Origin of the sequence: Nonomuraea sp. NPDC049625 (genome assembly GCF_040675285.1) — a bacterium.
In the GTDB taxonomy this organism is placed as follows: Bacteria; Actinomycetota; Actinomycetes; order Streptosporangiales; family Streptosporangiaceae; genus Nonomuraea; species Nonomuraea angiospora_A.
In genome coordinates, this window is the sequence record NZ_JBFAOQ010000014.1 from 315,030 (window position 1) to 337,922 (window position 22,893).

General features: G+C 69.7%; 22 protein-coding genes, 1 tRNA gene and 1 riboswitch. Of the genes, 9 read left to right on the forward strand and 14 right to left on the reverse strand.

Annotated elements, in window-relative coordinates; all coding sequences use genetic code 11:
* Positions 1–107 precede the first annotated feature (107 nt).
* Entirely contained in the window at positions 108–2,456 is a 2,349-nt protein-coding gene (locus tag AB0J87_RS45730) for a hypothetical protein (RefSeq protein WP_363977419.1), read from the forward strand.
* Between the two features lie 716 nt (positions 2,457–3,172).
* Here the strand turns inward: AB0J87_RS45730 and mptB are convergent.
* The 3 genes from mptB to AB0J87_RS45745 all read right to left on the reverse strand — a co-directional run bounded on the left by mptB (position 3,173) and on the right by AB0J87_RS45745 (position 7,256).
* Complete coding sequence (mptB, locus tag AB0J87_RS45735) at positions 3,173–5,221, reverse strand: polyprenol phosphomannose-dependent alpha 1,6 mannosyltransferase MptB (protein WP_363977581.1); 2,049 nt, start codon at positions 5,219–5,221, stop codon at positions 3,173–3,175.
* 273 nt (positions 5,222–5,494) lie between these two features.
* The gene (locus AB0J87_RS45740; RefSeq protein WP_363977422.1) at positions 5,495–6,229 is read right to left on the reverse strand and encodes a glycosyltransferase; all 735 of its coding nucleotides are present in this window, start codon (positions 6,227–6,229) and stop codon (positions 5,495–5,497) included.
* Positions 6,230–6,908: 679 nt separating this feature from the next.
* The gene (locus tag AB0J87_RS45745; protein ID WP_185069723.1) at positions 6,909–7,256 is read right to left on the reverse strand and encodes an STAS domain-containing protein; all 348 of its coding nucleotides are present in this window, start codon (positions 7,254–7,256) and stop codon (positions 6,909–6,911) included.
* Between the two features lie 310 nt (positions 7,257–7,566).
* On the opposite strand from AB0J87_RS45745, the gene AB0J87_RS45750 reads away from it, so the two are divergent.
* Positions 7,567–7,854, forward strand: a complete 288-nt coding sequence (locus AB0J87_RS45750) for a hypothetical protein (RefSeq protein ID WP_350732418.1) — start codon at positions 7,567–7,569, stop codon at positions 7,852–7,854.
* Between the two features lie 215 nt (positions 7,855–8,069).
* On the opposite strand, the gene AB0J87_RS45755 is transcribed toward AB0J87_RS45750, so the two are convergent.
* Complete coding sequence (locus tag AB0J87_RS45755; RefSeq protein WP_363977425.1) at positions 8,070–9,173, reverse strand: HAMP domain-containing sensor histidine kinase; 1,104 nt, start codon at positions 9,171–9,173, stop codon at positions 8,070–8,072.
* A complete protein-coding gene (locus AB0J87_RS45760) occupies positions 9,173–9,871 on the reverse strand; it encodes a response regulator transcription factor (protein ID WP_350732414.1) in 699 nt (232 codons plus the stop codon). Before AB0J87_RS45760 ends, AB0J87_RS45755 begins: the two co-directional genes overlap by 1 nt.
* A gap of 94 nt (positions 9,872–9,965) precedes the next feature.
* Here AB0J87_RS45760 and AB0J87_RS45765 point away from each other — a divergent pair, with 94 nt between their 5' ends.
* The 3 genes from AB0J87_RS45765 (at position 9,966) to yidC (ending at position 11,056) form a co-directional block, all read left to right on the forward strand.
* Entirely contained in the window at positions 9,966–10,139 is a 174-nt protein-coding gene (locus AB0J87_RS45765) for a hypothetical protein (RefSeq protein WP_185079462.1), read from the forward strand.
* Positions 10,136–10,336 carry a DUF6412 domain-containing protein gene (locus AB0J87_RS45770; protein ID WP_350732412.1) on the forward strand — a complete coding sequence of 67 codons (201 nt, stop codon included), beginning with the start codon at positions 10,136–10,138 and terminating at the stop codon, positions 10,334–10,336. The genes AB0J87_RS45765 and AB0J87_RS45770 overlap by 4 nt, the downstream gene beginning before the upstream one ends.
* 78 nt (positions 10,337–10,414) lie before the next feature.
* Positions 10,415–11,056, forward strand: a complete 642-nt coding sequence (yidC, locus tag AB0J87_RS45775; protein WP_363977430.1) for a membrane protein insertase YidC — start codon at positions 10,415–10,417, stop codon at positions 11,054–11,056.
* Here yidC and AB0J87_RS45780 read toward each other — a convergent pair.
* On the reverse strand, positions 11,040–11,471 hold the full coding sequence (locus tag AB0J87_RS45780; RefSeq protein WP_355203142.1) for an ATP-binding protein: 432 nt from the start codon (positions 11,469–11,471) through the stop codon (positions 11,040–11,042). The two genes, yidC and AB0J87_RS45780, sit on opposite strands and share 17 nt — an antisense overlap.
* Before the next feature lie 176 nt (positions 11,472–11,647).
* On the reverse strand, positions 11,648–13,492 hold the full coding sequence (locus tag AB0J87_RS45785; RefSeq protein WP_363977433.1) for an ATP-binding protein: 1,845 nt from the start codon (positions 13,490–13,492) through the stop codon (positions 11,648–11,650).
* Positions 13,493–13,586: 94 nt separating this feature from the next.
* Between AB0J87_RS45785 and AB0J87_RS45790 the strand changes: the two genes are divergently transcribed.
* Positions 13,587–14,156: a methylated-DNA--[protein]-cysteine S-methyltransferase gene (locus AB0J87_RS45790; protein WP_363977436.1), complete on the forward strand. Its 570-nt coding sequence runs from the start codon at positions 13,587–13,589 to the stop codon at positions 14,154–14,156.
* Here AB0J87_RS45790 and AB0J87_RS45795 read toward each other — a convergent pair.
* From AB0J87_RS45795 to AB0J87_RS45815, 5 genes are all read right to left on the reverse strand, one after another.
* Positions 14,125–15,456, reverse strand: a complete 1,332-nt coding sequence (locus AB0J87_RS45795; protein ID WP_363977438.1) for a cytosine permease — start codon at positions 15,454–15,456, stop codon at positions 14,125–14,127. The two genes, AB0J87_RS45790 and AB0J87_RS45795, sit on opposite strands and share 32 nt — an antisense overlap.
* Positions 15,447–15,562, reverse strand: a riboswitch (TPP riboswitch). It overlaps the preceding gene by 10 nt.
* Before the next feature lie 55 nt (positions 15,563–15,617).
* Positions 15,618–15,941 carry a rhodanese-like domain-containing protein gene (locus tag AB0J87_RS45800; RefSeq protein WP_350732401.1) on the reverse strand — a complete coding sequence of 108 codons (324 nt, stop codon included), beginning with the start codon at positions 15,939–15,941 and terminating at the stop codon, positions 15,618–15,620.
* Positions 15,938–16,333 (reverse strand): helix-turn-helix domain-containing protein, encoded by a 396-nt coding sequence (locus AB0J87_RS45805; RefSeq protein ID WP_363977442.1) that lies wholly within the window; start codon positions 16,331–16,333, stop codon positions 15,938–15,940. The genes AB0J87_RS45800 and AB0J87_RS45805 overlap by 4 nt, the downstream gene beginning before the upstream one ends.
* 20 nt (positions 16,334–16,353) lie before the next feature.
* Positions 16,354–17,232 carry a DNA-formamidopyrimidine glycosylase family protein gene (locus AB0J87_RS45810; RefSeq protein WP_363977445.1) on the reverse strand — a complete coding sequence of 293 codons (879 nt, stop codon included), beginning with the start codon at positions 17,230–17,232 and terminating at the stop codon, positions 16,354–16,356.
* Positions 17,233–17,278: 46 nt separating this feature from the next.
* Complete coding sequence (locus AB0J87_RS45815) at positions 17,279–17,884, reverse strand: TenA family protein (RefSeq protein WP_363977448.1); 606 nt, start codon at positions 17,882–17,884, stop codon at positions 17,279–17,281.
* A gap of 23 nt (positions 17,885–17,907) precedes the next feature.
* On the opposite strand from AB0J87_RS45815, the gene AB0J87_RS45820 reads away from it, so the two are divergent.
* Entirely contained in the window at positions 17,908–18,564 is a 657-nt protein-coding gene (locus AB0J87_RS45820) for a GPP34 family phosphoprotein (RefSeq protein WP_363977451.1), read from the forward strand.
* Between the two features lie 6 nt (positions 18,565–18,570).
* On the opposite strand, the gene AB0J87_RS45825 is transcribed toward AB0J87_RS45820, so the two are convergent.
* Positions 18,571–19,872, reverse strand: coding sequence for an LCP family protein (locus AB0J87_RS45825; RefSeq protein WP_363977453.1), 1,302 nt, complete (start codon positions 19,870–19,872; stop codon positions 18,571–18,573).
* 241 nt (positions 19,873–20,113) lie between these two features.
* Between AB0J87_RS45825 and AB0J87_RS45830 the strand changes: the two genes are divergently transcribed.
* A complete protein-coding gene (locus AB0J87_RS45830; protein ID WP_363977456.1) occupies positions 20,114–21,463 on the forward strand; it encodes a hemolysin family protein in 1,350 nt (449 codons plus the stop codon).
* On the forward strand, positions 21,460–22,482 hold the full coding sequence (locus AB0J87_RS45835; protein ID WP_363977459.1) for a hemolysin family protein: 1,023 nt from the start codon (positions 21,460–21,462) through the stop codon (positions 22,480–22,482). The genes AB0J87_RS45830 and AB0J87_RS45835 overlap by 4 nt, the downstream gene beginning before the upstream one ends.
* Before the next feature lie 327 nt (positions 22,483–22,809).
* On the opposite strand, the gene AB0J87_RS45840 is transcribed toward AB0J87_RS45835, so the two are convergent.
* Positions 22,810–22,892: transfer RNA gene (locus AB0J87_RS45840), tRNA-Leu, on the reverse strand.
* Position 22,893: the final 1 nt, after the last annotated feature.

A 22,893-nucleotide genomic window follows, 5' to 3' on the forward strand; every position in this document is an offset into this window, starting at 1 on the left:
GCCTCTCGCTGGCCCCATTTCCGGCCTCCGCCGCCGCCGCGACATCCCCCGGCACGTCCGCAAGCCCATCCACCACCGCTGCACGGCAGCACCAGCAGTCCGCCCAAGTGCTCGATCAAGCCCACGTAGCCCTCATCGGCGTGCCCGGCCTCGAATGGAGCGACCTCAACCCGTCCCGGACCCCCCACCTGTGGTCCCTCCTCGGCCAGGGCGCCTCCGCCTCCCTCTCCACGCGAGCCGTACCACCCCCGGACCGCGGCATCACCTGCCCCACGGCGGGCTGGCTGACCATCTCAGCAGGCCAGCGAGCCGGTACGGCAGGCAAGGGCTGCCTCCAACCCCCCACCCCCCAGCTCACCGGGGAAGCGGCCAAGATCCCGGACTGGCCTGCCCTGGCCGCGTACCAGTCCGAAACCGGGTTCGACGCCCAACTCGGCACGCTGGGCCAGCTGGTAACGGACAACGGAGGCAAGGTCGCCGCCATCGGCCCAGGCGCTGCACTGGCCGGAGCCGACAAGTCCGGAAATATCGCCAAATACGCCCCCACCCTTGACGCCGCCGGCGACCTGACCCCGTACAACCTGATCGTCATGGAAGCCGCCGACCTGGCAACCGCCTGGACCGCGCAGCCATTGGACGAGTACGGCGTCCCCACCCCGCTGCCGGCCGCGGCCCGCCAGGCGGCCGCGACCAAGGCGGACCAGCAGATCGGCGCCCTGATCGCCAAACTGTCCCCCAACGCCACCACCCTCGTGGCCGGCATCTCGGACGTGTCCCCCATCGCCCACCTCCACGTGGCGATCGCCAAGGGCCCGTCGCCGAACAGCCGACCGTACGACCACGGCTACCTCACGGCCACCTCCACCCGCCAGGACGCCCTGGTCACCATCACCGACCTCACCGCCACCGCCATCCAACTCCTGGGCCTCCCCGCCCCACGCCAAGTGGTCGGCCGCCTCTGGCAACCCAACGGCCCGACCGCCGCCACACCGGCCGAAACGGTGGCCGAACTGGCGGACGGGGACCTGGCGAGCCAGGTGCTCCGGGAGGTACGCGGCCCGTTCTTCGCCGTCCTCGTGACGGTCCAGCTCCTCTTCTACGCCTTCGCCGCCCTGGCCCTCCGCCGCCGCCGAGACACCACTTCCCCCACCCCTCCCGGCACCAGGCCCCCCTCCACCAACCCCCCACCCACCGAACCCTCGCCCAGCGCCTCCTCGATCACCGACCCCTCAGCCACCGAACCTCCATCCGCGAAATCCCCATCCGCCGCCGAACACCCATCCACGTCACCTTCCACCACCAACCTCCCGCCCACCGACCTCCCGCCCACCGGGCCCTCGTCCGCCGAACACCCATCCAGCGAGCCCTCGCCCACTGCGCAGGGAGGCACCTCAGCCCCCGGCGCCCCGGGCGGCGATTTCGCGAGCAGCTCCAAGCTCCTCAAATCCGTCCAGATCGTCGCGGTGATCAGCGGAGCCATCCCCGTCTCCACATTCCTGGCCCAACTGGTGCCCTGGTGGACCCTGCCCGTACCGATGCTGTCGGTGATCGTGACGATCGTGGCCATCGCCGGACTGATCACCGCCCTGGCCTTCGCCGGTCCGTGGCGGGCGCACGTGCTGGGCCCGCTCACCGTGGTCGCCGCCGTCACCTCCCTCGCGCTCCTCATCGACGTCATGACCGGCTCCAAGCTCCAGGTGAACGCGGTAACCGGCTACGAGCCCGTGACCGGAGGCCGCTTCTACGGCTTCAGCAACATCGCCTTCGCCGTCTACGCCACAGGCACCATCCTCGGACTCGCAGGCGTGGCGCAGTGGTTGCTCAGCAGAGGCGTGTCCAGGGTCGTGGTCGTGACAGCTTGCGCCCTGTACGGGGGACTTGCGGTCTTCGCGGATGGATGGCCTTCGTGGGGAGCTGACTTCGGCGGTGTACCGGCGTTCGTGATCGGCTTGGCGGTCTTCCTCATTCTGCTTTCCGGCAAACGCGTATCGCTGTTGAGACTCCTGCTCGTCGGCCTCGTGGGGGCCGCGTTCGTGGGCGCCCTCTCGGTGTTCGACTGGCTGCGCCCCGACTCCCAGCGCACCCACCTGGGCAACTTCGTCCAGCAGATCATCGACGGCCAGGCGTGGACCGTCGTCGGGCGCAAGTTCAGCGCCATGATCGGCGTAACCGTCGGGAACTGGTCACTGACCCTCCTCTCCCTGGTCGCGCTGGCCTTCTTGTTCCTGATACTCGACCGGCCCTCGCGATGGGGCGCCTCCACCCTCGGCCAGGCCTACCGTCTGGCCCCCACCCTCCGAGCCGGCCTGTTCGGCGCCCTCACGTGCGCCTTCGTCGGCTTCCTCATGAACGACTCCGGCATCGCCATCCCCGCCATGGCCCTGACGGTGGCCGTTCCCCTGACCCTGGCCGCCTGCGTCCGTGCCCTCCAGCTCACCACCGTCCCTATGGAGTGAGCATGAGTAGCACACGCTCAGCCGAACGCTCCGAACGGTGCTGAGCGTTCTGGTCGCCCGCATACCCACCGCGCCCAGGCAGCACAAATCGCATACGTGGCCCGGGCTCCGTGGCCCGGGCTCCGTGGCCCGGGCTCCGTGGCCCGGGCTCCGTGACCCGGGCTCCGTGACCCGGGCTCCGTGACCCGGGCTCCGTGACCCGGGCTCCGTGACCCGGGCTCCGTGACCCGGGCTCCGTGACCCGTGGCCCGTGATCCGGGGTCCGTGGCCCGTGATCCGGGGTCCGTGGCCCGTGATCCGGGGTCCGTGGCCCGTGATCCGGGGTCCGTGGCCCGTGGCCCGTGGCCCGTGGCCCGTGGCCCGTGGCCCGTGGCCCGTGGCCCGTGGCCCGTGGCCCGTGGCCCGTGGCCCGTGGTCCGGGGTCCGGGGAAACGGGGTCGGGTCCCTCACTCTCGCAGGTGTCCGGTCCGGCCTGGACGGCCGGATGCCCCTGCCCGTCGCTCCCGGTGAGCAAGGGGCGGTGGCGTCCGACGCCGGACCGGGTGCCCCTGGGCCCGTCTGCCGATCACCACGGCGGCTACCAGCACCAGCGCCAGCCTTACGATCCGCCCACCCAACACACGCCGGCAACGAGGGTCAGCCAGTAGACAACGGCGTCCAGCAGACGCCAACCACCAGCACCCAAGCCCCACCCGGCCGACGGCAACGATCAGCGCTCACCCTGCGACGCGCCGCGCCTGAGCCGACACCGATGGGAGGCGCTCGCGTCTGGCAGTTCGCCACGCCCAAAGGGCCAATGCCACCGTCAGGGCCAGCAGCACCCAAGCGAGTTGGGGCCGGACCACCTCTCTGAGCCAGTCGAGATCCTCTGGCTGCCCGTTCACTCTGGCCGGGAGGTATGCCAACGACAGGACCAGCAGGTGGGCGACCACGAACCTGTCCACTGCGGAGGCCGCCACCAGTGCCAGCAATCCGAGGGCCAGTCCGTCGTACCAGGGCAGGATGTACGGCGTGGCGAATACGTAGGCGACCATCAGCCCGGCCGCCACGACCGGTGCTTCAAGCCCGCCGTTGCCGTGCAGCGCTGTCCAGCGGTTCGACCAGCGACCTGCGCCGTTACTCGTCCCACCTTTCGCGTCGTTACTTGTCCCACTCCCTGGGTCGGTACTTGTCCTAGTTCCTGGGTCGGTACTCGGTCCACGTCCTGCGTCGTTACTTGTCCCACTTCCTGCGTCGTTACTCGGTCCGCTCCATGGGGCGTCACTCACCCGGCTCGTCGAGTGGTGGCTCACTCCGCTCGAGGTGGCATTGCCTGGTCCACCTGCCGGTAGGTGGGTCACTGCGCTCGATGTGGCGCTGCTTGGCTCGCTGGCTGCCCGGTAGCTCGTGGTGGAGGTCGTGTGGTGGCCAGGTCCGTTCGATGGGAGGGGGGTTGCCTCGTTGCTCGGGGTGGGTGCTGGGGGGAGGCCGGGTTGGCGGGAGCGGGAGGCCAGGCGGAGCAGGAACCAGGCGAGGAGTGCGAGCACCAGGAGTGAGCCGATCTGGATCTCTCCTCGGTAGGCGCTGCCTGTGCCCACGATGGACTGAAGCCAGCCCTGGACGAGCTTCCAGAACGAGGCGTGGGAGATCGACTTGCTGGTGCGCGTCATCGGGGCGATCGCTTCCGGGCCGACGATCGCGTACCCGATGACCACTACCGCGAGTGCGCAGGCCGCCATGAGGGCCAGGCGGGCAGGGCGGCGTCTTAGCTCCCAGGCGGGGCCGAGGGCCACGAGGCCGGCATTGACCTTGATCGCCACTCCCAGCCCGAGCAGGACCCCGGATCCTGTGGGGCGGCTTCTGGCCAGGAGGGCGGCGACCATGCAGGCGATGGCGAGGGTGTCCACGTGCATTCCTGCCACCAGTTGGTAGAGCAGGAGGGGGTTGGCCGTCCACAGGAGTGCGGCGCGCAGGCGTCTGGTCGGGTCGTCTCTGGTGAAACGGTCGATGAGCAGGCCCGTCGCTATGAACGCGGCGGCGTTGAAAAGGGCCAGCACGAATATCGTCAGGCGGAGGGAGTCGCCGCCGATCCAGCTCGCCACCGCTTGTACGGCCGTGGCCACCGGGCCGTACACGCTCGGCTCTTCGCGCCAGGGCTCCTCGACCACGTCCGCGATGGGGTCGCCCGGCAGGTCCACCGCGCCATGGGTGTACGGGCTGAGGCCCAGTGTCACCATGCGGCCGTAGGCGGCGTAGTTGAGGTGGTCGCCGGAGCCGGATGGCGGTAGGAACGCCAGGATTGCGGCGGCTGCGCAGCCGATTAGGACGAGGAGGCGGGCGTTCGGCAGCCTCCAAAGCTTGCCCGACAGTGCCCCACGCGGTGCATTTGTCCCCGTCGTGTCGGTCCCGGGCCCGGCTGTCCCCGGCGCAGGGGGTTGCGGCACGTCGGTCCCCGTCATGTCGGTCAGAGGACCGGCTGCTCCCGGCGCAGGTGGCTGCGGCTCATCGGGTTGCGTCGGAGTTGGTTGTGGGGAGGTGGTGTGGTCCGGGCCGGTGGGCGGTGGGGTGGTTGTGGGTGTGGCTGGGGTGTCTGGGGCGGCTGTAGGTGGGGTGGCTGTGGGTGGGTGGGGGAGCTTTGGGGGGCGGGTCAGGGTTAGGGCGGTCAGGAGGCCGAGGCCGCCCAGGGTGATCGCGGCGGCGGCGAAGGCGATCACCAGGTAAGGGTTGGGGTGGACGTCGAGAGAGTACGGCGGCTGCCAGCTGGGACCGGTCAGCGCGGGCACCATCGGGGATGGGCCGAGGAGGCCTATGGTGATCGTCAGCAGGATCGAGGCGCCGATCGCCGCCGTGGCCAGCCCGGCGAGCCGGCCCCGTGCCTTTTCGTGCCGCTTCTCCGAAGTCACCGGCAAATTCCAGCACACTCGCGAGGGGGCTTCGGCCGGACGGGACCTTCCTGTGGATAAGCGGGATCAGACTGCGGGTCCCTGTGGAGGGAAAGGCCGCCGCCCTGGCCCGAGGAGGGAAAACGGCTTTGTGGTCGTCCCCAGGTGTGGAGATGGTCAGCGATTGGGGCGGACTTTGTTGAGGTTTTGGGCGATTAGCGGCTCTCGCGTGGCTAGCGCAAGGGCCACGTCCCGGAGTTGGATCGCTCGATGGAGCTGGGCTCGCCAGTCCGTCCCCGTGGCACGGTGGGCCATGTCGACCTCGACCTCCACGATCCGGTACCCCTTGTGGAGCAGGTCGATCGTCAGCGCCGTCTCCACCCCGAACCCGTGCGCCAGCGGACGGGCCGCCTCGAAAGCGGCTCTGGTGAGGCAGCGCTGGCCGTTGAGCGGCTGGGCGGGTTCGAAGCCGGTGGCGCGGCGGATGCCTTCCTTCGACAGGCGTACGACCAGGCCGTGGCCGCCCAGCTTCACCCTGGTCGTGAAGACCGCGATGGTCATGTCGGCCTTGCCCGCGCGTACGGGCTCGATGAGGGGTGCGGCGGCATGAGCCGTCTCGCCCAGGTCGGCGTCGAGGAAGAGCAGGTGGCGGGGGGTGGCATCCTCGTCGAGGAGACGGACGGCCTCTGCGCCGGTCTCCATCGCGGCGGCCTTGCCCCTGTTGCGGCTGTGGCGCACCACCCTGGCGCCGGCCGCGCGGGCCACCCTGCCGGTCTGGTCCCGCGAGCCGTCGTCCACGACCACGACCAGATCCACGCCTGGCAGGGCCGCGGCAGCCGTGACGGTGGCCGCGATGCGGTCGGCTTCGTTGGCGGCCGGGATGATGACCGCTGTGTCGCCGCTGCTGCTCACCGAGCGCCACCTCCGCACACGACGCTTCCGTTTCTCCTCAGCCGAGCGCCGGGGCCGGGAACGACGTCCGGGCCGTAGCCGGCGACTCGACCCGGGCCGTGACTCGCGACCCGACTCGGGCCGTTATTGCCACCGTAGCCGACGTTCCAGCCACGGTCGGTACGGCAGCGGCAGCACGGCACGTTGTGAGGCGGTTGCAACGTGCCGCGCATGGTGGCATTCACCGCCACCGTCGCCGTCACCATCTCGTGCAGGACAGGCGTTTGCGAGGCCGCGTGCAGGGCCTCGTGCCGGAGCGCATGCACGACCTCAGGCAGGGCCTCATGCAGAGGCGGGAGTGCTGCCACGAGTGACGTCCCATGCGCAGGCTGAGGCACAGCCGTCCTGCATGTCCCATGTGCCGGCCGGGGTGCTGCTGTAACGCAGGACGTCTCGGCAGGTCGCGGTGCTAATGTCCCGCGCGACGGCGACGCGCCCGCAGGACGCGCTGCTGAGGTCCTGCGCGGCATGTCCCCAGGTCGCGTTGCCCGAGTCCTGCGCGACACGTTCTCAGAGCGCGCCGCAGGTGCCCGGTGTGCCGCATGCGCGAGCAGCGGCGCCGCTGTCCAGCGCGCCGCCCCTGCGGCCAGGGTCGAGGCGACCCCGCTCTGCACGTTCTCGGATCCGAGCACGGATCCCGTCATGAGCCCTCGGTTATGAGGAACTCCTGCGGCACCTCGTCGTACACGGTGAACACCGAGTCGAGCCCGGTGACCTGCAGGATCTTGCGGACCGCAGGACGTGGGGCGGCCACGTCGAGCGCCCCTCCCTGCTCCTTCATCCGCTTGAGCGCAGACAGCAGGACGTTCATCCCCGTGGAGTCGCAGAAATCCACGGCGGACATGTCGATGACCACTCGGCTGGGCCCTTCCTGCAGCAGCCGAGTGAACTCGGACTGCAGGTGAGGCGCCGTATAGAGGTCGATTTCCCCGGTGATGGCAACCAGTGCGCACCCGGCATGTGATCGAGTCGAGACCTTGAGCTCCACATGGGCAGGCTAGCGGCGCGGAGGCTTCCGGTCACGTTGTCACGCCGATAGGGCAACCACAGGTTTTTGTCCTCCGTTTGGGCTCCATGGAAACGGAGAGTACGCGAAGCTTGACAGCGTGACACCGGACACGGCACGACTTCACGGCGAAGGAGGGGCTGGGGCACGACAGACGGGTCCCGCGACGATGAAAGCAGAAAAACCTGAAGACCCTCAGCGTCAAGGGCTCCGAGAGCGCCTGGAGAACATCCTCATCCGCACGGAGAAGGCCACCTCATGGCATGACGAAGCAGAGCGCCTCCGCAGCCTGGTGAACCGCGAAGGCTACGTCCCCATCCGCACCCGGCTCGCGATCGAGGACCTTGACTTCCTGGGCGGCGCCCGGGCTGATCTGCTCAGGTTCTTGGAGCTCGGGCTGAGGTTGCTCGAGCTCCACCAGCCGAGGGACGCGGGAGGCATCACCAGCGACGCCGCCCATCCGATCCTGCGGTGCCGGAGCTGCATGTGGCGCTGGCCCTGCCCGACATTTCGAGCGATGTCGGAGTCGTTCGGCGCCTCGAGGGATCCGGCCGAGCCGGAGCTCCCGGAGAGCGTCTGAGGGCCGCGCCAGGAGGCCGATAGCAGGAGCACCCCAGCGCCAAGCGTCAGGAGGCTGGTGGCAGCGGCCCGGTGGCAGCGGCCCGGTGGCGGGGTCCGGGTGGCGGGGTCCGGGTGGCAGGGTCCGGGTGGCAGGGTCCGGGTGGCAGGGGCGCACGAGCCGCCGTACATCAGCAGGAGGCAGCCGAGGAGCCCGGTCAGGAACGAGCGGGCCGGTCAGCCGGCGACCAGGGGGAGCCGGATCTCGAACCGGCACCCCGGCCCGTCGTTGACCACCCCGATCATCCCATCGTGCGCCTCCACGATCCCTTGCGCGATGGCGAGCCCCAGCCCCGCCCCGCCGTCGGCCGTAGGGGTACGAGCGGCCTCCCCCCGGAAAGCGACCTCGAACACCCGGGGCAGGTCCTCCTCAGGAATCCCCCCGCAGCAGTCCGCCACCGACAGACAAGCCATCCCCTCCTCATCCACCCCGGCCCGCAGCACCACGGTCCGGTCCGACGGCGTGTGCCGGATGGCGTTGATCACGAGGTTCCGCAGGGCCCGCCCCAGCGCCCCCGCGTCGGCCTCCACCGGCAGGGACGCCGACGCCTCGGCCGTCAGGACCACCCCCCTGGCCCTGGCCAGCGGCTCGGCCCCGGCGACGGTGTCGGCCACGAGGTCGGCCAGGCCGATGCGCGAACGCGACAGCCGCAGCGCCCCCGCGTGGATCCGCGACAGCTCGAACAGGTCGTCCACCATCCCCGAGAGCCGTTCCACCTCCAGCTTGATCTGGGCGTGGTAGCGCGCGACCGTGAGCGGGTCGGACACCACCCCGTCCTCCAGGGCCTCGACCATGGCCCGCATCCCGGCCAGCGGCGTACGGAGATCGTGGCTCACCCACGCGACGAGCTCCCGCCGCGCCCCTTCGAGGGCCCGTTCCCGCGCGTACGCCTCCTCCAGGGTGTTCGCGATGGTCTGGAGCTCGGCCGGCAGCCCCCGGGGCGCGGTGAACGGCACGTCGCGTACGGCGGCCACCAGCCGCCGGCTCTCCGCGACCACCCGCCTGGCCAGCACGAACGCCACCCCGAGCCCCACCAGCCCGCCCACGGCCACCACGCTCAGCACGAAGTCCTTGACGGGACCCTCGATGATCATCTTCATGATGATCGCCACGACCCCGACCAGCGTGGCCGCCACGGCGACCACCACGACCACGGCCATCATCACCCCGATGGACCTGGTGCGCAGCCGCCACATCACCCCGATGCCGAGCAGCGCGACCACGAGCCCGAGCCCGGCCGCCACCGCCACGACCATGGGCAGGTCACCGGGCTGCGGCATCAGGAACCGCCCTCCATCGGCTCATACCGGTATCCGACCCCCCACACCGTGACGATCCTCCGCGGCTCGGTCGGATCCGGCTCGATCTTCTCCCGCAGTCGCCTGACGTGCACGGTCACGGTGGAGGAGTCGCCGAACGACCACCCCCACACCTGGTTCAGCAGCGCGGAGCGGCTGAAGGCCTGCCGCGGATTGCGCATGAGGTGTGCCAGCAGATCGAACTCCCGCGCCGTCAACATCACCTCGTCCCCCCGCAGCCGAACCTCGTGCGCCCCCACGTCCACCACCAGATCCCCGTCGCGCAGCACCCCGGTGCCGCCGGTGACGGACGCCCCCCGCGCCCGCCGCAGCACCGACTGCACGCGCAGCGCGAGCTCACGCGGGCTGAACGGCTTGGTCACGTAGTCGTCGGCCCCCGTCTCCAGCCCGACCACCCGGTCGATCTCCTCGCCGAGCGCGGTCAGCATGATCACCGGTACGGGCCAGCGCTCCCTGAGCTTCCTGCACACCTGCAGCCCGTCGAGCTTGGGCAGCATCAGGTCGAGCACCATGAGGTCGGGCGGATGGGCCAGCGCCCTGCGCAGCGCCTCCGCCCCGTCGCCGACGCATTCGACCTCGTGACCGTCGCGCTCCAGGTAGCGCGCGACGACCTCGGAAACGGTCGGATCATCATCGACCACCAGGATGCGCGTGTTCACGACTTCACGGTACGGCCGGGGAACACGTAAGTGTCAGGGACGTCATTGCTTCGTAAGCCTCGCGGATCATGTCCGGAGGACGTACGGTTGCTGCATGGGTAGAGTCGTAATGCTTGTGCTGGGGACCCTGCTGGGTCTCTTCGTGCTGTTCAATTTCCTGCTGCCGATGCTGGTAGGCCTGGTCAAGATCGCTTTGATCATCGGGGTGATCGCTCTGCTCGTCTTCGTCGCGGTCACCGTGGTGGGCAAGTCCTCCCGATCGCATTGACGTTCTTCCTGTTCGACCCGTGGCTGGTCGGGATCACCATGCTGGCGATCCTGCTGCTGGCCACGTGGGCAGCCACGTTCCTGCCCATCCTCAGTGGGGGGCCGCCGAGCTTTCCGCTGAGTTACGCGCGCCGTACCGCCTTCCAGCGGCAGCGCGACCCTGACGCGGCCGGTCGCTCGCGTCCACGAGCCCCTTAGGCAAGCCCCGCTTCATCGTCAAGCGGGGCTCCTCGTACGAGTGAGCCCTTTTCCCTCATCTCACTCCAAGTAGGGCTCATGATCGATTCTCTTGTCACGTTCGTCATCAGCATGTCCGGGGGCAGCGCCGCGCTGGGCATCGTGCTGTTCACTCTGGCCGTACGGCTCCTGCTGCTGCCCCTGAACGTCCGCCAGTCCCGGACCATGAAGCTCCGCCAGCGGCTCGCCCCCAAGCTGCGCGAGCTCCAGAAGCGCCACGCGCGCAACCCCGAGCGGCTGGCCAAGGAGACCTCGGCGCTGTTCGCCAAGGAAGGCACTTCGCCGTTCGCCGGGTTCTTGCCGATGCTGGCGCAGTTTCCGTTCATGTGGCTGATGTACCGGGTGGCCACGCATCCGACCGCGTTGGCCGGACATACCCTTTTCGGCGCTCCGCTGGGTCAGCAGGTCGCCGGGACAGTGGCTAATTTCGGTCTGGTCAGTGCGCCGGTTTTGGTCTTTGTATTGGTCATCGCGCTGGTCGCGGTGGTGGCATGGTTCTCCGCCAGGAACATCAAGGTGACCGAGGACCAGCCGGACTGGCTGAAGCGACTCCTGCCATGGATGCCGTACGGCTCCGTGCTCGCCACGCTGGTGATGCCGCTCGCGGCCGGGCTCTACCTGCTCGTGTCCATGGCATGGGCCACGACCGAGCGGGCGGTACTGGCTAGCCGGCCTCTCTGAGGGCTGTGACCTGCCCGTTCATCGACCCGCAAGGAGCGGGCAGGATGGCCCACACCGTGGTCGTGTCACCGTCGTGCCGAACCCCCCAGCTCTCCGCCACGTATTCCACGATGCCGAGCCCCCGGCCCCCGAGCGACGACAGGGTCGGGCGGCCCGCGCGCGGCTCGGTCGCCGCACCCCCGTCGCTCACCGCCACTTCGATGTGATCGTCACTCCGAAGCCACGCCACTCTCACCATCCCCGACGGAAGGGGATGCGCGTGCCTCAGCGCGTTGCTCAGCAGCTCGCTCACCACGAGCACCGCGTCATCGATCGCCGTCGAAAAAACCCCGCTGTCCTGCAGCTCAGTGCTCAGGCGCTGGCGGGCGACGGCGACGCTGGACGGCGCGTACGGCAGCAGCACCACGCTTGACACACCCACCTCCCCGTTCCCTGTGCCCCCCGCGGGAACACTCCCCGGTACGACCGAAATGCCCCGTTACTCGATCCCAGAAACCGCATCTCGATCACAGCTTGTACACATTGGACGATAGATCAGCTCAACTGTGACCACCTCGTTACCGCCTCGGTGTGTCGGATCCGATAGTGAAACTAGGCCCCCGACGCTCGCAGTTCGAGACGCATCCGTGTGCCGCCTCCGGGTCTCGGGTGCGCGCTCACGTCTCCGCCTTGGGCCCTGGCGAGGCTGCGGACTATGTAGAGACCGAGCCCCACTCCACCAAACCGTCTCCGGTCGCCGCTGTCCACCTGGACGAACCTCTCAAAGATCCTCTCTCGGTCAGTAGGGGCGATACCGACCCCTTCATCGTCCACGACCACGACGACGTTGTCGGCCTCGGCCCAGGCCTCCACGCTGATCAGCCCGCCCTTGGGCGAGTACTTGAACGCGTTCTCCAGCAGCTGCCCCAGCACGATGTCCGTGGCCAGGGCGTCCCCCAGCACGTTCGGCAGCCCGTCCTGGATGGCCACCTCGACCCGGTGCTTGTCCGACAGCGCGGGCAGCCCGAGCGTGGCCGCGTCGATCCGCTCGGCCAGGTCGAACTCCTCGATCCGCACCTTGAGCTCGTCGGCCCCCGCCCTGGCCCCGAGCAGCAGGTGGTCCATGAGCTCGCCCAGTGACCTGGCCCGCTCGGAGATCGTGTGCACGGCCGAGCGGCGTTCGGGGTCGCTCATCTTGTCCCAGCGCCGGTCGAGCGTGCTGGCGAACCCCCGCACGATCGTGATCGGCGTACGCAGCTCGTGGCTGGTCGTGGCCAGGAACAGGTCCTTGGCCTCCTCGAGCTCCTTGGCCGTGGTCACGTCGCGGAAGTCGATGACCACCTCGCCGGTCTCCTCGATCTGCGCGCTCACCACGTCCAGCCACCGCCCGGTCTCCATCTGGAACGTGACCTTCTCGCCCGGCTTGGGCAGCGGGAACGGCGGCGGCCCGCCGATGACGGCGTCGGCCGGGAACGCGGTGAGCTCGGCGGCGGCCGGGTTCCACCGGACGACCCGCCCCGATCCGTCGAGCACGGCGATGCCGTCGGCGCTGGCGTCGAAGACGGCCTGCTCGTGCGCCCGCTGCCGCACCGCCTCCTGGTAGGCCACCGCGTTGCCGACGGCGATGCCCGCGTGGCCGGCCAGGAGCTCCAGCAGCTCCAGTTCGAGGTGTCCGGGTGTGCTCTGGGCGAACAGCGCGTACAGGGCCCCGTACGGGCGCCCTCCGACCGCGGCAAGGCCCAGTGCGATCGTGTGCAGCCCCTTCAGCCGGGCCCAGACCAGGTCCTCGAGCCCGTTCGACTCCAGCATGACGGTCTTGCCGGTGCGTAAGAGCTTGTCGACGAGGCTCGTGCGCAGGTCCGTGGTGGTGCCCCTGATGGCCTCCGGGAGCTGGTACGTGCTGACCAGCCGCAACCGTTCATCCTCGATCAGCACGAACCCGCCCGCGTCCGCCCCGGTGAGCTCCGTGAGGCTGGCCGAGATCCGGTCGAGCACGGCCGACAGCTCCAGCTCGGAGTTGATGTCGCCGACCACGTCGGTGAGCCGGCGCACCAGCCTGGCCCGGCGCGCCATGCGATCCTTGGCCACCTGGTCGGCCCGCGCGAGGTGGTGCACGCAGACGTACCCGGCCACTGAGCTGCCCAGGCGCAGCGCGCTGATGTCGACGCGCACGTCGAGCACGGTCCCGTCGTCGCGTAGGCGCTTGGTGCGGACCGAGACCTGGCCGCCGGTGCGCACGCGTTCGAGCACGGCGTTGTGCTCGGCGGTCAGCTCGCCCGGCACGATCGGCGCCCGGCGCCCGAGCATCTCCTCCGCCGTCCACCCGAACAGCCGTTCGGCCGCCTCGTTCCAGACCAGTACGCTCTGATCACGGTCGACGACCACGACGGCGTTGGGCGAACCGGCGAGGGCAGCGCGAGCTATTTCGTCGTCACTACCGGCCCATTCGTCCCCCACTCCTCCATAGTGCACGTGGCGTGGTGAGTGCGTCGGGCGATCCGTCCGATACGCTGCGGTCACGGTGATTCTCGGCGGCGGGGAGGCTGGCGGCATGTCGAGCAACGATCTCGATGCCCTGTTGCGCGTGACCTCCAGCACCTATCGAGGTGAGGCGCCTCCTGACATCGCGTTCGGCCCCTATGACGGGGCCGTCGGCAGGCTGATGCTCGCGGTCACCGGCAAGGGCATCGCGGCGTGCAGCTTCGAGCCGGAAAACGCCGTGTACGAGCTGCTCACGAGGCACGTGGGCAGGTTCATCGGACCGGATCCGCGCCGGCTCGACCCGGTGCGCAGGGAGCTGGACGCCTACTTCTCCGGCCGTCTGCGCGCGTTCACCACGCCCGTCGACCTGGCGCTGGCGACGTCCTTCGCACGCACGGTGCTGCAGAAGACGATGGCGGTCCGGTACGGCACCACCACGACGCTGGAGGAGATCGGCGCGAGCATCGGCAGGCCGCGCGCGCTGCGGGCGATCGGCAACGCGCTGGCCTCCAACCCCGTGTGCGTGATCGTGCCGTGCCACCGGGTGGTGCGTGAGGACGGCGCGCTCGGCGACTACGCGGGCGGCGCGGCCGCCAAGCAGCACCTGCTCAACGTCGAAAGGCGCGCATCGACCAGCTGATCAGCAGGGTGACCAGCACGGCGACGACGGCCGCGCCGAGCGCCCCGTTCATCCACGGCTGCCGGGTGAAGCCGATGGCGTCGCGGGCCCCCTGCCAGAAGCGGTCCCATGGCTTGAGCGTGGGCGCGGAGGTCGTCAGCCAGTACGCCACGAAGCCGAGGGCCCACGGCACCAGCCTCGACCAGCGCGAGGGCGCGTTCTCAGCGGTGTTCCAGCTCCGCGAGCCGCCGAGCACGAAGTAGTCCACGGCCAGCACCGCGAACATCGGCACGAACACCGCCCCGATCACCCCGAGGAACGCCCCGTACGAGTTGACGTCCACGACCAGGGCGATCGCCACGCTCAGCACGCCGATGGCGACGGAGAAGACGCGCCGGTCCACCCGCGGCATCAGGTTCTGCAGCGAGACCGTGGTGGAGTAGACGTTGGCGAACGACTGGTCGGTCTCGCGCAGCACCAGGATCGCGAAGAACAGCGCGCCCAGCGGCACCGCCACGAACGCGCCGAACACCGACGTCCCGTCGGCCGCCACCTTGTCGGCCCCCGCCATGGCCACCGCGAACACGCCCAGGCCCAGGCAGGCGACCTGTGCCAGCGTGTAGCCGCCGACCACGCCGGTGAACGCGGCCCTGCTCGACCTGGAGTGCCGGGCGAAGTCGGCCGCCATCGGCACCCACGACACCGACAGCGCGATCACGTAGTCCACGGCGGGCGCGAAGGCCGTCCAGGACCCGCCGGTGTGCGCGGGCGCCCTGGTGAGGAAGAACCAGGCGAACCACACCATCGACACGATCACGCCGATGGTGACGTACCGCCGCAGCAGCCTGACGGACCCGAGCGGCCAGATCGTGAGCGCGGTGGTCAGCACCCCCGCCGCGATCACCCACACCTGGTACGGCACGGCGCCGAAGATCGCGCTGGCCGCCTTGGCGATCACCCACAGCTCGAACGCGGCCCAGCCGAGCATCTGGACGATGTTCAGCATCGTGGGGACGTACGAGATCCGCGCCCCGAACAGGCCCCGCAGCAGCACCATCGCGGGCTGCCCCGTCTGGGTGCCGGGGACGGCGGACAGGCCCACCATGGCGGTGCCGATCAGGCTGCCGACCACGGTCGCCAGGAGCGCGGCGGTCAGGCTGAGGGGAGCGTTGGACAGGGGGTTGAGCAGGAGCAACGCGCCGGAGAAGCCCAGGAGGCTGACTCCGAGATTCGCCCAGAGCGCGCCCTGATCGAGCACGCCCAGGGTCTTCGGCGGCCTGCCTTCAAGAGTCAGCGGAACTTCGTCGACGACATGCGTCATCGCACACTCCCTACGCCGGCATTACCCGGACAGGTTCAGGCGGTCGGCAGCGGATCTATGGCTGCCCTCTCAGCCCGGCGCACCCCGAGCTCCCGCGACAATCTGCAGTTGGCGCCCTCATCATGCCTCAGCGACGGCGAAACCGCCACAGTGGGGCCTTTTTACGCCACGAACGGCTGCTGCCCGGTCTCGCTGACCATCGGGCGGCTCGCGAACTCCCACGACTGCATGCCGCCGCCGACGTTGACGGCGTCGCGCCCGAGCTGGTTGAGCCAGGCCGCGACCTGCAGGGACCGGCCGCCCACCCGGCAGACGACGTAGACCGTGCGGTCGCCGGGCACCTCGTCGACCCGCCCCTGTATCTGGGTCATGGGGATGTGCACGGCCTCCGGGGCGTGCCCCGCGACCCATTCGTCCTGCTCACGGACGTCGAGCAGGTAAGCGTCTGCTGGAACGGCACTGGCCTCGATCTCAGGAACGGTCATGACTCCATCATCTCGCGCCTGGCGTCGTAGGCCGCACGCGCCGCGGCGATCTCCTCCTGGTGCGTCTCCGTCCAGGTGACCAGCGACTTGATGGTCTCGTGCAGCGTACGGCCGAGCGGCGTGAGCGCGTAGTCCACCCTGGGCGGCACGACGGGATGGACCGTGCGGCTGACCAGGCCGTCGCGCTCCAGCTGGCGCAGGGTCACGCTGAGCATGCGCTGGCTGACGCCGTCGATCTCGCGGCGGAGCTGGGAGAAGCGCAGGCTCTGGCAGTCGAGCAGGGCGATCACGAGCAGCGACCACTTGTCGGCGATGCGGTCGAGGATCTGGCGCACCTCGCAGTCCTCGCGCGTGTCCCACTGGCGCACGTCGTAGTCGTCGAGCGGTTCCACAGTGCCTTCTTCCGTCGAGCTCACTTGAGAAGGCGGGACAGCCGGCGGTCGGCGAGGGGCTTGCCGCCGGTCTGGCAGGTGGGGCAGTACTGCAGCGAGGAGTCCGCGAAGGACACCTCGCGGATCGTGTCGCCGCAGACGTCGCACGGCTGCCCGGCCCGGTTGTGGACCCGCAGTCCCGACTTCTTCTCCGCCTTGAGGTCCTTGGCCGCCAGCCCGTGCGCCCGCTCCACCGCCTCCCCCAGGGTGGCGATGATGGCCTCGTGCAGGTCGGCGATCTGCGCGTCCGTCAGCGTGGCCGCGATCTTGAACGGGGACATCTTGGCGGCGTGCAGCACCTCGTCCGAGTACGCGTTCCCGATGCCGGCGATGATCTTCTGGTCGCGCAGCAGCCCCTTGATCTGGGTGCGGTTGCCGCCCACGATGCGCTTGAGCGCGTCGACGGTGAAGGACTCGTCGAGGGGGTCGGGGCCGAGTGCGGCGATGCCGGGGACGTCGTCCGGGTTCTTGGTGACGTAGACGGCCAGGCGCTTCTGCGTCCCGGCCTCCGTCAGCTCGAACCCGGGCGCCAGGCCCTCCTCGTCGGGCGCCAGCCGGACCCGTACCGCGAGCGGGCCCTTGCCGGGACGTACGGGCTTCGCGCCCGACAGGTCGTCGCGCCAGCGCAGCCACCCCGCCCGGGCCAGGTGGATGACCAGGTGGAGGCCGTCGCAGTCGAGGTCGAGGAACTTGCCGTGCCTCGACACCCCGGTGATGGTCAGCCCGCCGAGCGCGGTCACCGGCGGGTCGAACGTCTTGAGCGCCTGGATGGCCACCACGTCGATCCCCAGGACCGTGCGGCCCACGGCCCGTTCGCGCAGGAAATGGGTGAGCGACTCCACTTCGGGAAGTTCCGGCATGTCCCCAGGGTACGTGCGCGTCCGGCCGTCCACAGCCTGTGGACGGCTACGGCACGCTCCAGAAGGCCAGCTCGTGCGCCATCCCCTCGGCGAACAGCTCCTCGGCCCGCGCCGGGTCCGGTGCGGCCTCGTCGATCATCTGCGCGATCCGCGCGGTGAGCGCCGCGAAGGCCGGATCCGCGTACGTGTCCACCCACGCCCGATATCTCGACTCAACAGGGGAAATTTCCGCCAATATCCGTCCGAGACTCGAATATCCCCACATACACGGATAAAGCGCCGCCAGCCCCTCCCCGTACGACGCCGCCGACTCCAGCAGGAACGCCGTGTACGCCGCGCACGCCGGCCCCTTCACCGCCCCCTCCAGATCGGCGCCGAACTCGGCCGACAACGACCTGTGCAGGCTCAACTCGTCGTGGTACGTGGTGTGCGCCAGGTCCACCAGATCACCCAGATGCCCGTCGGGCGCCTGCCAGGCCAGCCGCGCGAACACCCGTACGTAGTCGAGCAGGAACAGGTAGTCCTGCTCCAGCCACGACCTGAACACCGCCTTGGGCAGGTCGCCACGCGCGATGCCGGCCACGGTCGGATGGTCGAGCTGAGCCCGGAGCAGCGGGCGGCCGACGGCGTGCAACTTCTCCGAGACAGTCATGGCTGGGAGGTTAGTGTCGAAGCATGACTGTGACGATCGCCGAAGAGCTGCTCCTGCTCGCCCACGACGACGAGAAGGGCACGCCGCTCGTCGCCGGGACCCAGCTCGACCCGGCCCTCGCCGGCGCGCTCCTCGCCGAGCTGGCCGTCAACGGCCGGCTGGAGCTGTCGGACAAGAAGGTGACGGTCATGGACCCGTCCCCGCTCGGCGACTCCGAGCTGGACGCCACCCTGGCCCGCATCACCGAGGAGGGCAAGGAGCGCAAGCCCGCCTGGTGGGTCCAGCGGCTGCAGTCGGCCAAGCTGCGCAGGCGCCTGCTCACCAGGCTGGCGGAGTCGGGCGTGCTGACCGAGCAGCGCGGCAAGGTGCTGGGCATCTTCCCCACGACGCGCTGGCCCGAGGCCGACTCCGACGTGGAGGCCGCGGTCAGGGACCGGGTGACCAGTGCGCTGGCGGGCGCCGACCCCGACGCCCGCACGGCCGTCCTGATCGCCATCGCGCACGCGGCCAAGCTCGACCGCAAGGCCTTTCCCGAGGCGAGCAGGCAGCGCGTCAAGGAGATCGCGGAGGGCGCCTGGACGGCCGACGCGGTCGCCCAGACCATCGCCGCCATCAACGCGGCCATGATCGCGGCGGTCACCGCGGCGACCATCGCCGCGACGACCTCCACCTCCGGGTGAGCCGCTCTAGTTGCCGGTGTCGATGACGTCCTTGGGCACCGGCTTGTCCTCCTTCAGGGCGTTGAAGAGGGCCAGCGCCTTGGGCCGGTCCGACTTGATCGCTTCGCCGCCGTCCGCGAGCCGCTCGGTGCCGCCGAACGGAACCACCGTCGTCACCGGGCTGTCGCCCATCGCCAGCCCCAGCGACAGCAGGTCGAAGGCGCCCGTGCCGCCGTCGACCGAGACCGCGTCCGTGGCGCTCATCGCCAGCGGGATCGACGTGAACGGGTTGATCAGCACTCCGGGGCTGGCCGCCTTCTTCACGACCGCGCCCAGGAACTGCCGCTGCCGCTTGGTCCGCTCGAAGTCGGGCAGCGCGCCGCCCTTGCGGGTCCGTACGTACCCCAGGGCCTGGGCGCCGTTGAGCACCTGCGTGCCCTTCTTCAGCTTGAGCCCGGCCTTCGGGTCGTCCACGGCGGCCCGTACGTTGATCTCGACGCCTCCGATGGCGTCCACGATGCCGACGAACCCGGCGAACCCGATCTCCATGTAGTGGTCGATGTACACGCCCGTGACCGACTCCACGGTGCGGACCAGCAGCTGCGGCCCGCCGTTGTAGGCGGCGTTGAGCTTGTCGCGCCTCTTGCCCGGGACGTCGACGGCCAGGTCGCGCGGAAGGCTGACCAGCGTCGGCTTGTCGCTGCCCTCGGGGATGTGCAGCAGCATCATCGAGTCCGTACGGTTCCCGCCGGTCGCCCGGCCCGTGGCGAGCTTCTTGCGCTCGGCCGCCGACAGGCCCTTGCGGCTGTCGGAGCCGACGAGCAGCCAGTTGGTGCCGGGAGTGTCGGCGGGACGGCCCGGATAGTCGTCGAGCACACCGTCGATGCCGGCGATCCTGGAGTTGATCCAGAAGAGCATGCCCACGCCCGCCACCAGCAGCACGACCAGGAGCCCGCCGACGATCTTCAGGATCGTCCTGCCGGACACCCGCCTGCGGGGCTTCGACGGGTCCGAGGGGCCGCTCCTCGACCGCAGCGGCTTGACGGGGCCACCGCCGCCGCCGCCGGAGCGAGCCCGGCCGTACACGCGCGAACGCCCCTGGGCCGGCTCGTCCGGGGCGGAGCCGGGAGAGGCGGCGCCTGACCCCGGCTCGGGGTACTGCGGGGCCACAGGCAGCTTGTGCGTGGGCGCGCCCGGCCCCCCAGGGGGCGCCGACGGGACCTGGTGGGCCGGCGCGCCCCCGGCGCGCAGGCCGTCACCTGGCCTCGGCGGCAGCGGGCGGCCGTCGCCTGGTGAGCGCATGGCCCGCGTACGGTCGTCCTCAGACACTTCGCCTTCTTCCCTTCGGTGTGTCATAAACGCTACGTCGAACCCCTTACCAGTGAAGACACTCGGCCAAGGTTTTCCCATGGAAAAGTACGCAGAACCAGGGAAGAGTCACCACGGAAACATAGATGCCACCAGCATCGTTACGGTTATGGACGACCTCTATCGAAGGGAAGATCGTGTCCGCTCCGGACCCGTGGAGTCTTTGCCCGTGCGCCAGCACGGGTTCCTCTGAGAGCTCACCATGGTGAGCGCCTATCTGGGCCTGCTGGCCCTCATCCTCCTCACGGCGGCGACCGGCTACTTCGTCGCTCAGGAGTTCGCCTTCGTGGCCGCCGACCGCGCCCTGCTCCGCGAGCAGGCGGCGGCGGGTGACCAGGCCGCCGAAAAAGCGCTCCAGGTCACGTCCCGCCTCTCCTTCATGCTCTCCGGCGCACAGCTCGGCATCACCGTTACCGCACTGCTGGTCGGCTTCCTGGCCGAGCCCGCGATCGCCACGATCGTACGACCATGGCTGGCGGACACCGGACTGTCCGACACCGTGATCACCGGACTTTCGGTCGCCATCGGGGTCTTCGTGGCGACCGTGGTCCAGATGGTCCTGGGCGAGCTCGCGCCCAAGAACCTGGGCATCGCCAGACCGGAGCCGGTGGCCAAGTTCCTGGCGAGCTCGACGCTGGTCTACCTGGCCGTGGTGGGCCCGGTGGTCAAGCTGTTCGACTCGGCGGCGACGGGCCTGCTCAGGCGCGTGGGCATCGAACCGGTGGAGGAGGTGGAGCACGGCGCGACGCCGGAGGAGCTCTCCCGCATCATCGAGGAGTCGACCATGGCGGGCGAACTCCCGCCGAGACTCTCCGACCTGCTGGAACGGGCCCTGGAGTTCGGCGACCGCACGGCGGAGGAGATCATGGTCCCCCGCCCGCGCGTCGTCGTGCTGCGCTCCGAACAGCCCATCTCGGACCTGATCGAGATCATGCGCAGCTGCGGCCACTCCCGCTACCCGGTCATCAACGAGGACGGCGACGTCATCGGCGTGACGGGCGTACGCGAGCTCCTCTCATCGGGCCTGCAGGAGGGCGAGATGGCGAGCATCACCCGCCCGGCCCTGCTGGTCCCGGACTCGGTCCCGCTCCCCGCCGTGCTCGACCGGATGCGCGTGGCCAAGGACGACATCGCCTGCGTCATCGACGAGTACGGCGGCCTGGCCGGCGTGATCACGGTCGAGGACCTGGCCGAGGAGCTGGTCGGCGAGCTGGTCGACGAGAACGACCCGGAGCCGGCCGGCGTGGTCGAGCACCCGGGCGGAATCTGGGAGGTCCCGGGCACGCTGCGGCTCGACGAGGTCGAGCGCGCCACGGGCGTCGCGCTCCCGGAGAGCGACGACTACGACACCCTCGCGGGCCTCGTCCTGGCCAAGCTCGGCAGGATGCCCGACGAGGGCGACACGGTGACGGTGCCGATCGAACAGGACACCGACCCCTTCGCAGAGGACGAGCAGGAACACCTGGCAGAGCTGACAGTGATATCTCTCAACCGCAGAGTGCCCGAGTGGGTCCGCGTGGCCCCCGTCCAGCACGCGGAGGCGGCCCGATGACCATGCTCGTCGTCAGCCTCGCCCTGCTGGTCTTCAACGCGCTGTTCGTGGCCGCGGAGTTCGCCTTCGTCTCCGCCAGGCGCCACCGCCTGGAGGAGATCGCCTCCCGCAACAACCGCCTGATCAGGCTGGCGGCCAGGTCTGCGGTCGGCGGCACCAAGCAGCTCTCCCTCATGCTGGCGGGCGCCCAGCTGGGCATCACGCTGTGCACCCTGGGCCTCGGCCAGGTGACGGAGCCCGCGATCGAGCACACCCTGGAGCCGGTCTTCGCCGCCCTCGGCGTCCCGGAGGCCCTGCGCATGCCCATCGCCCTGACGATCGCCCTGGCCCTGGTGACCTTCGTCCACATGGTGGTGGGCGAGATGGCGCCGAAGTCGTGGGCCCTGACCCACCCGGAGCGCTCGGCCCTGCTGCTGACCGTCCCCTTCCGCGCCTTCACCTGGGTGATGCGCCCGCTCCTGTCGTCCCTGAACGGCCTGACCAACCTCATCCTGCGCCTGTTCGGCGTCCAGCCCAGGAACGAGCTGGCCACCACCAGAACCCCCCGCCAGCTGGCCATGCTGGTGGGCGAGTCAGGCCGCATGGGTCTCCTGGACCGCGACGAACACGACCTCCTGACCCGCGCCCTCCGCCTGGACGACGAGGGCATTGAACGCCTGATGATCCCCATAGGCCAAGCGGTCATGGTCCCACCCCAGGCGAACGCGAAGGAGATCAAGGAAGCAGCGGCAAGGAGCGGCCACCTCAGACTCCTGGTAGGCACGCCAGGCGACGTGAGAGGCGCCCTCCACGCAAGAGACGCCCTCCTGCAGCCCACAAGCAAGGCAGAAGACCTCTGCCGCCCGCTACCGAAGCTCCCGTGCGTAACCCAGGTCCCGGAGGCGGTGACGGCCCTACAGGAGGCAAGAGCCCACCTGGCCCTGGTAACAGCTCAACCTGGCGATGTAATCGGCATGGTGAGCCTCACAGACCTCTTGGGTGAACTCCTGGACACCAGAACCCTAGCCACTGTGACGTAAAACACACTGACAAGTCACCCGAAAGCCGGTTGCAACCAAACGGGCGTACCGTCAAAACACGGCACGCCCGTTACCAACAGGTTCTTGAAAAGAGAGACAGCCCCCCTTGCGATCCATCAAACACTTCGCCAGTGTGGGTCTGCCATGACAGAAGACAGAAGCGCCAGCGGCGATGGAGGGTCCGGGAGCCCACTCCCGGATAGGGGGGTCCGGGGGACCTCCCCCGGAAAAACGCTGGGGGTCCGGGGGTTATCCCCCGGGATAAATGACGAGGGGACCCACGGGAGCAAGCCAAAAGCTTGCGGCCAAGAGTCCCCAGTCACCGAGTGGGCGAGGAGGGATTTGAACCCTCACGTCCTTTCGGACACACGGACCTGAACCGTGCGCGTCTGCCGTTCCGCCACCCGCCCT

What these genes read in the sequence shown, in the direction of transcription:
- mptB (WP_363977581.1), bottom strand. Translation starts at nt 5,221, where the DNA reads ATGGTGCCCGCGCTGACCGGTCCCAGCTGGCAGCCGCCGTACTCTCTC.
- AB0J87_RS45755 (WP_363977425.1), bottom strand. Translation starts at nt 9,173, where the DNA reads ATGCCGCAGCCCGGTGACCTGCCCATGGTCGTGGCGGTGGCGGCCGGG.
- AB0J87_RS45765 (WP_185079462.1), top strand. Translation starts at nt 9,966, where the DNA reads ATGGGTAGAGTCGTAATGCTTGTGCTGGGGACCCTGCTGGGTCTCTTC.
- yidC (WP_363977430.1), top strand. Translation starts at nt 10,415, where the DNA reads ATGATCGATTCTCTTGTCACGTTCGTCATCAGCATGTCCGGGGGCAGC.
- AB0J87_RS45790 (WP_363977436.1), top strand. Translation starts at nt 13,587, where the DNA reads ATGTCGAGCAACGATCTCGATGCCCTGTTGCGCGTGACCTCCAGCACC.
- AB0J87_RS45795 (WP_363977438.1), bottom strand. Translation starts at nt 15,456, where the DNA reads ATGACGCATGTCGTCGACGAAGTTCCGCTGACTCTTGAAGGCAGGCCG.
- AB0J87_RS45800 (WP_350732401.1), bottom strand. Translation starts at nt 15,941, where the DNA reads ATGACCGTTCCTGAGATCGAGGCCAGTGCCGTTCCAGCAGACGCTTAC.
- AB0J87_RS45810 (WP_363977445.1), bottom strand. Translation starts at nt 17,232, where the DNA reads ATGCCGGAACTTCCCGAAGTGGAGTCGCTCACCCATTTCCTGCGCGAA.
- AB0J87_RS45815 (WP_363977448.1), bottom strand. Translation starts at nt 17,884, where the DNA reads ATGACTGTCTCGGAGAAGTTGCACGCCGTCGGCCGCCCGCTGCTCCGG.
- AB0J87_RS45820 (WP_363977451.1), top strand. Translation starts at nt 17,908, where the DNA reads ATGACTGTGACGATCGCCGAAGAGCTGCTCCTGCTCGCCCACGACGAC.
- AB0J87_RS45830 (WP_363977456.1), top strand. Translation starts at nt 20,114, where the DNA reads ATGGTGAGCGCCTATCTGGGCCTGCTGGCCCTCATCCTCCTCACGGCG.
- AB0J87_RS45835 (WP_363977459.1), top strand. Translation starts at nt 21,460, where the DNA reads ATGACCATGCTCGTCGTCAGCCTCGCCCTGCTGGTCTTCAACGCGCTG.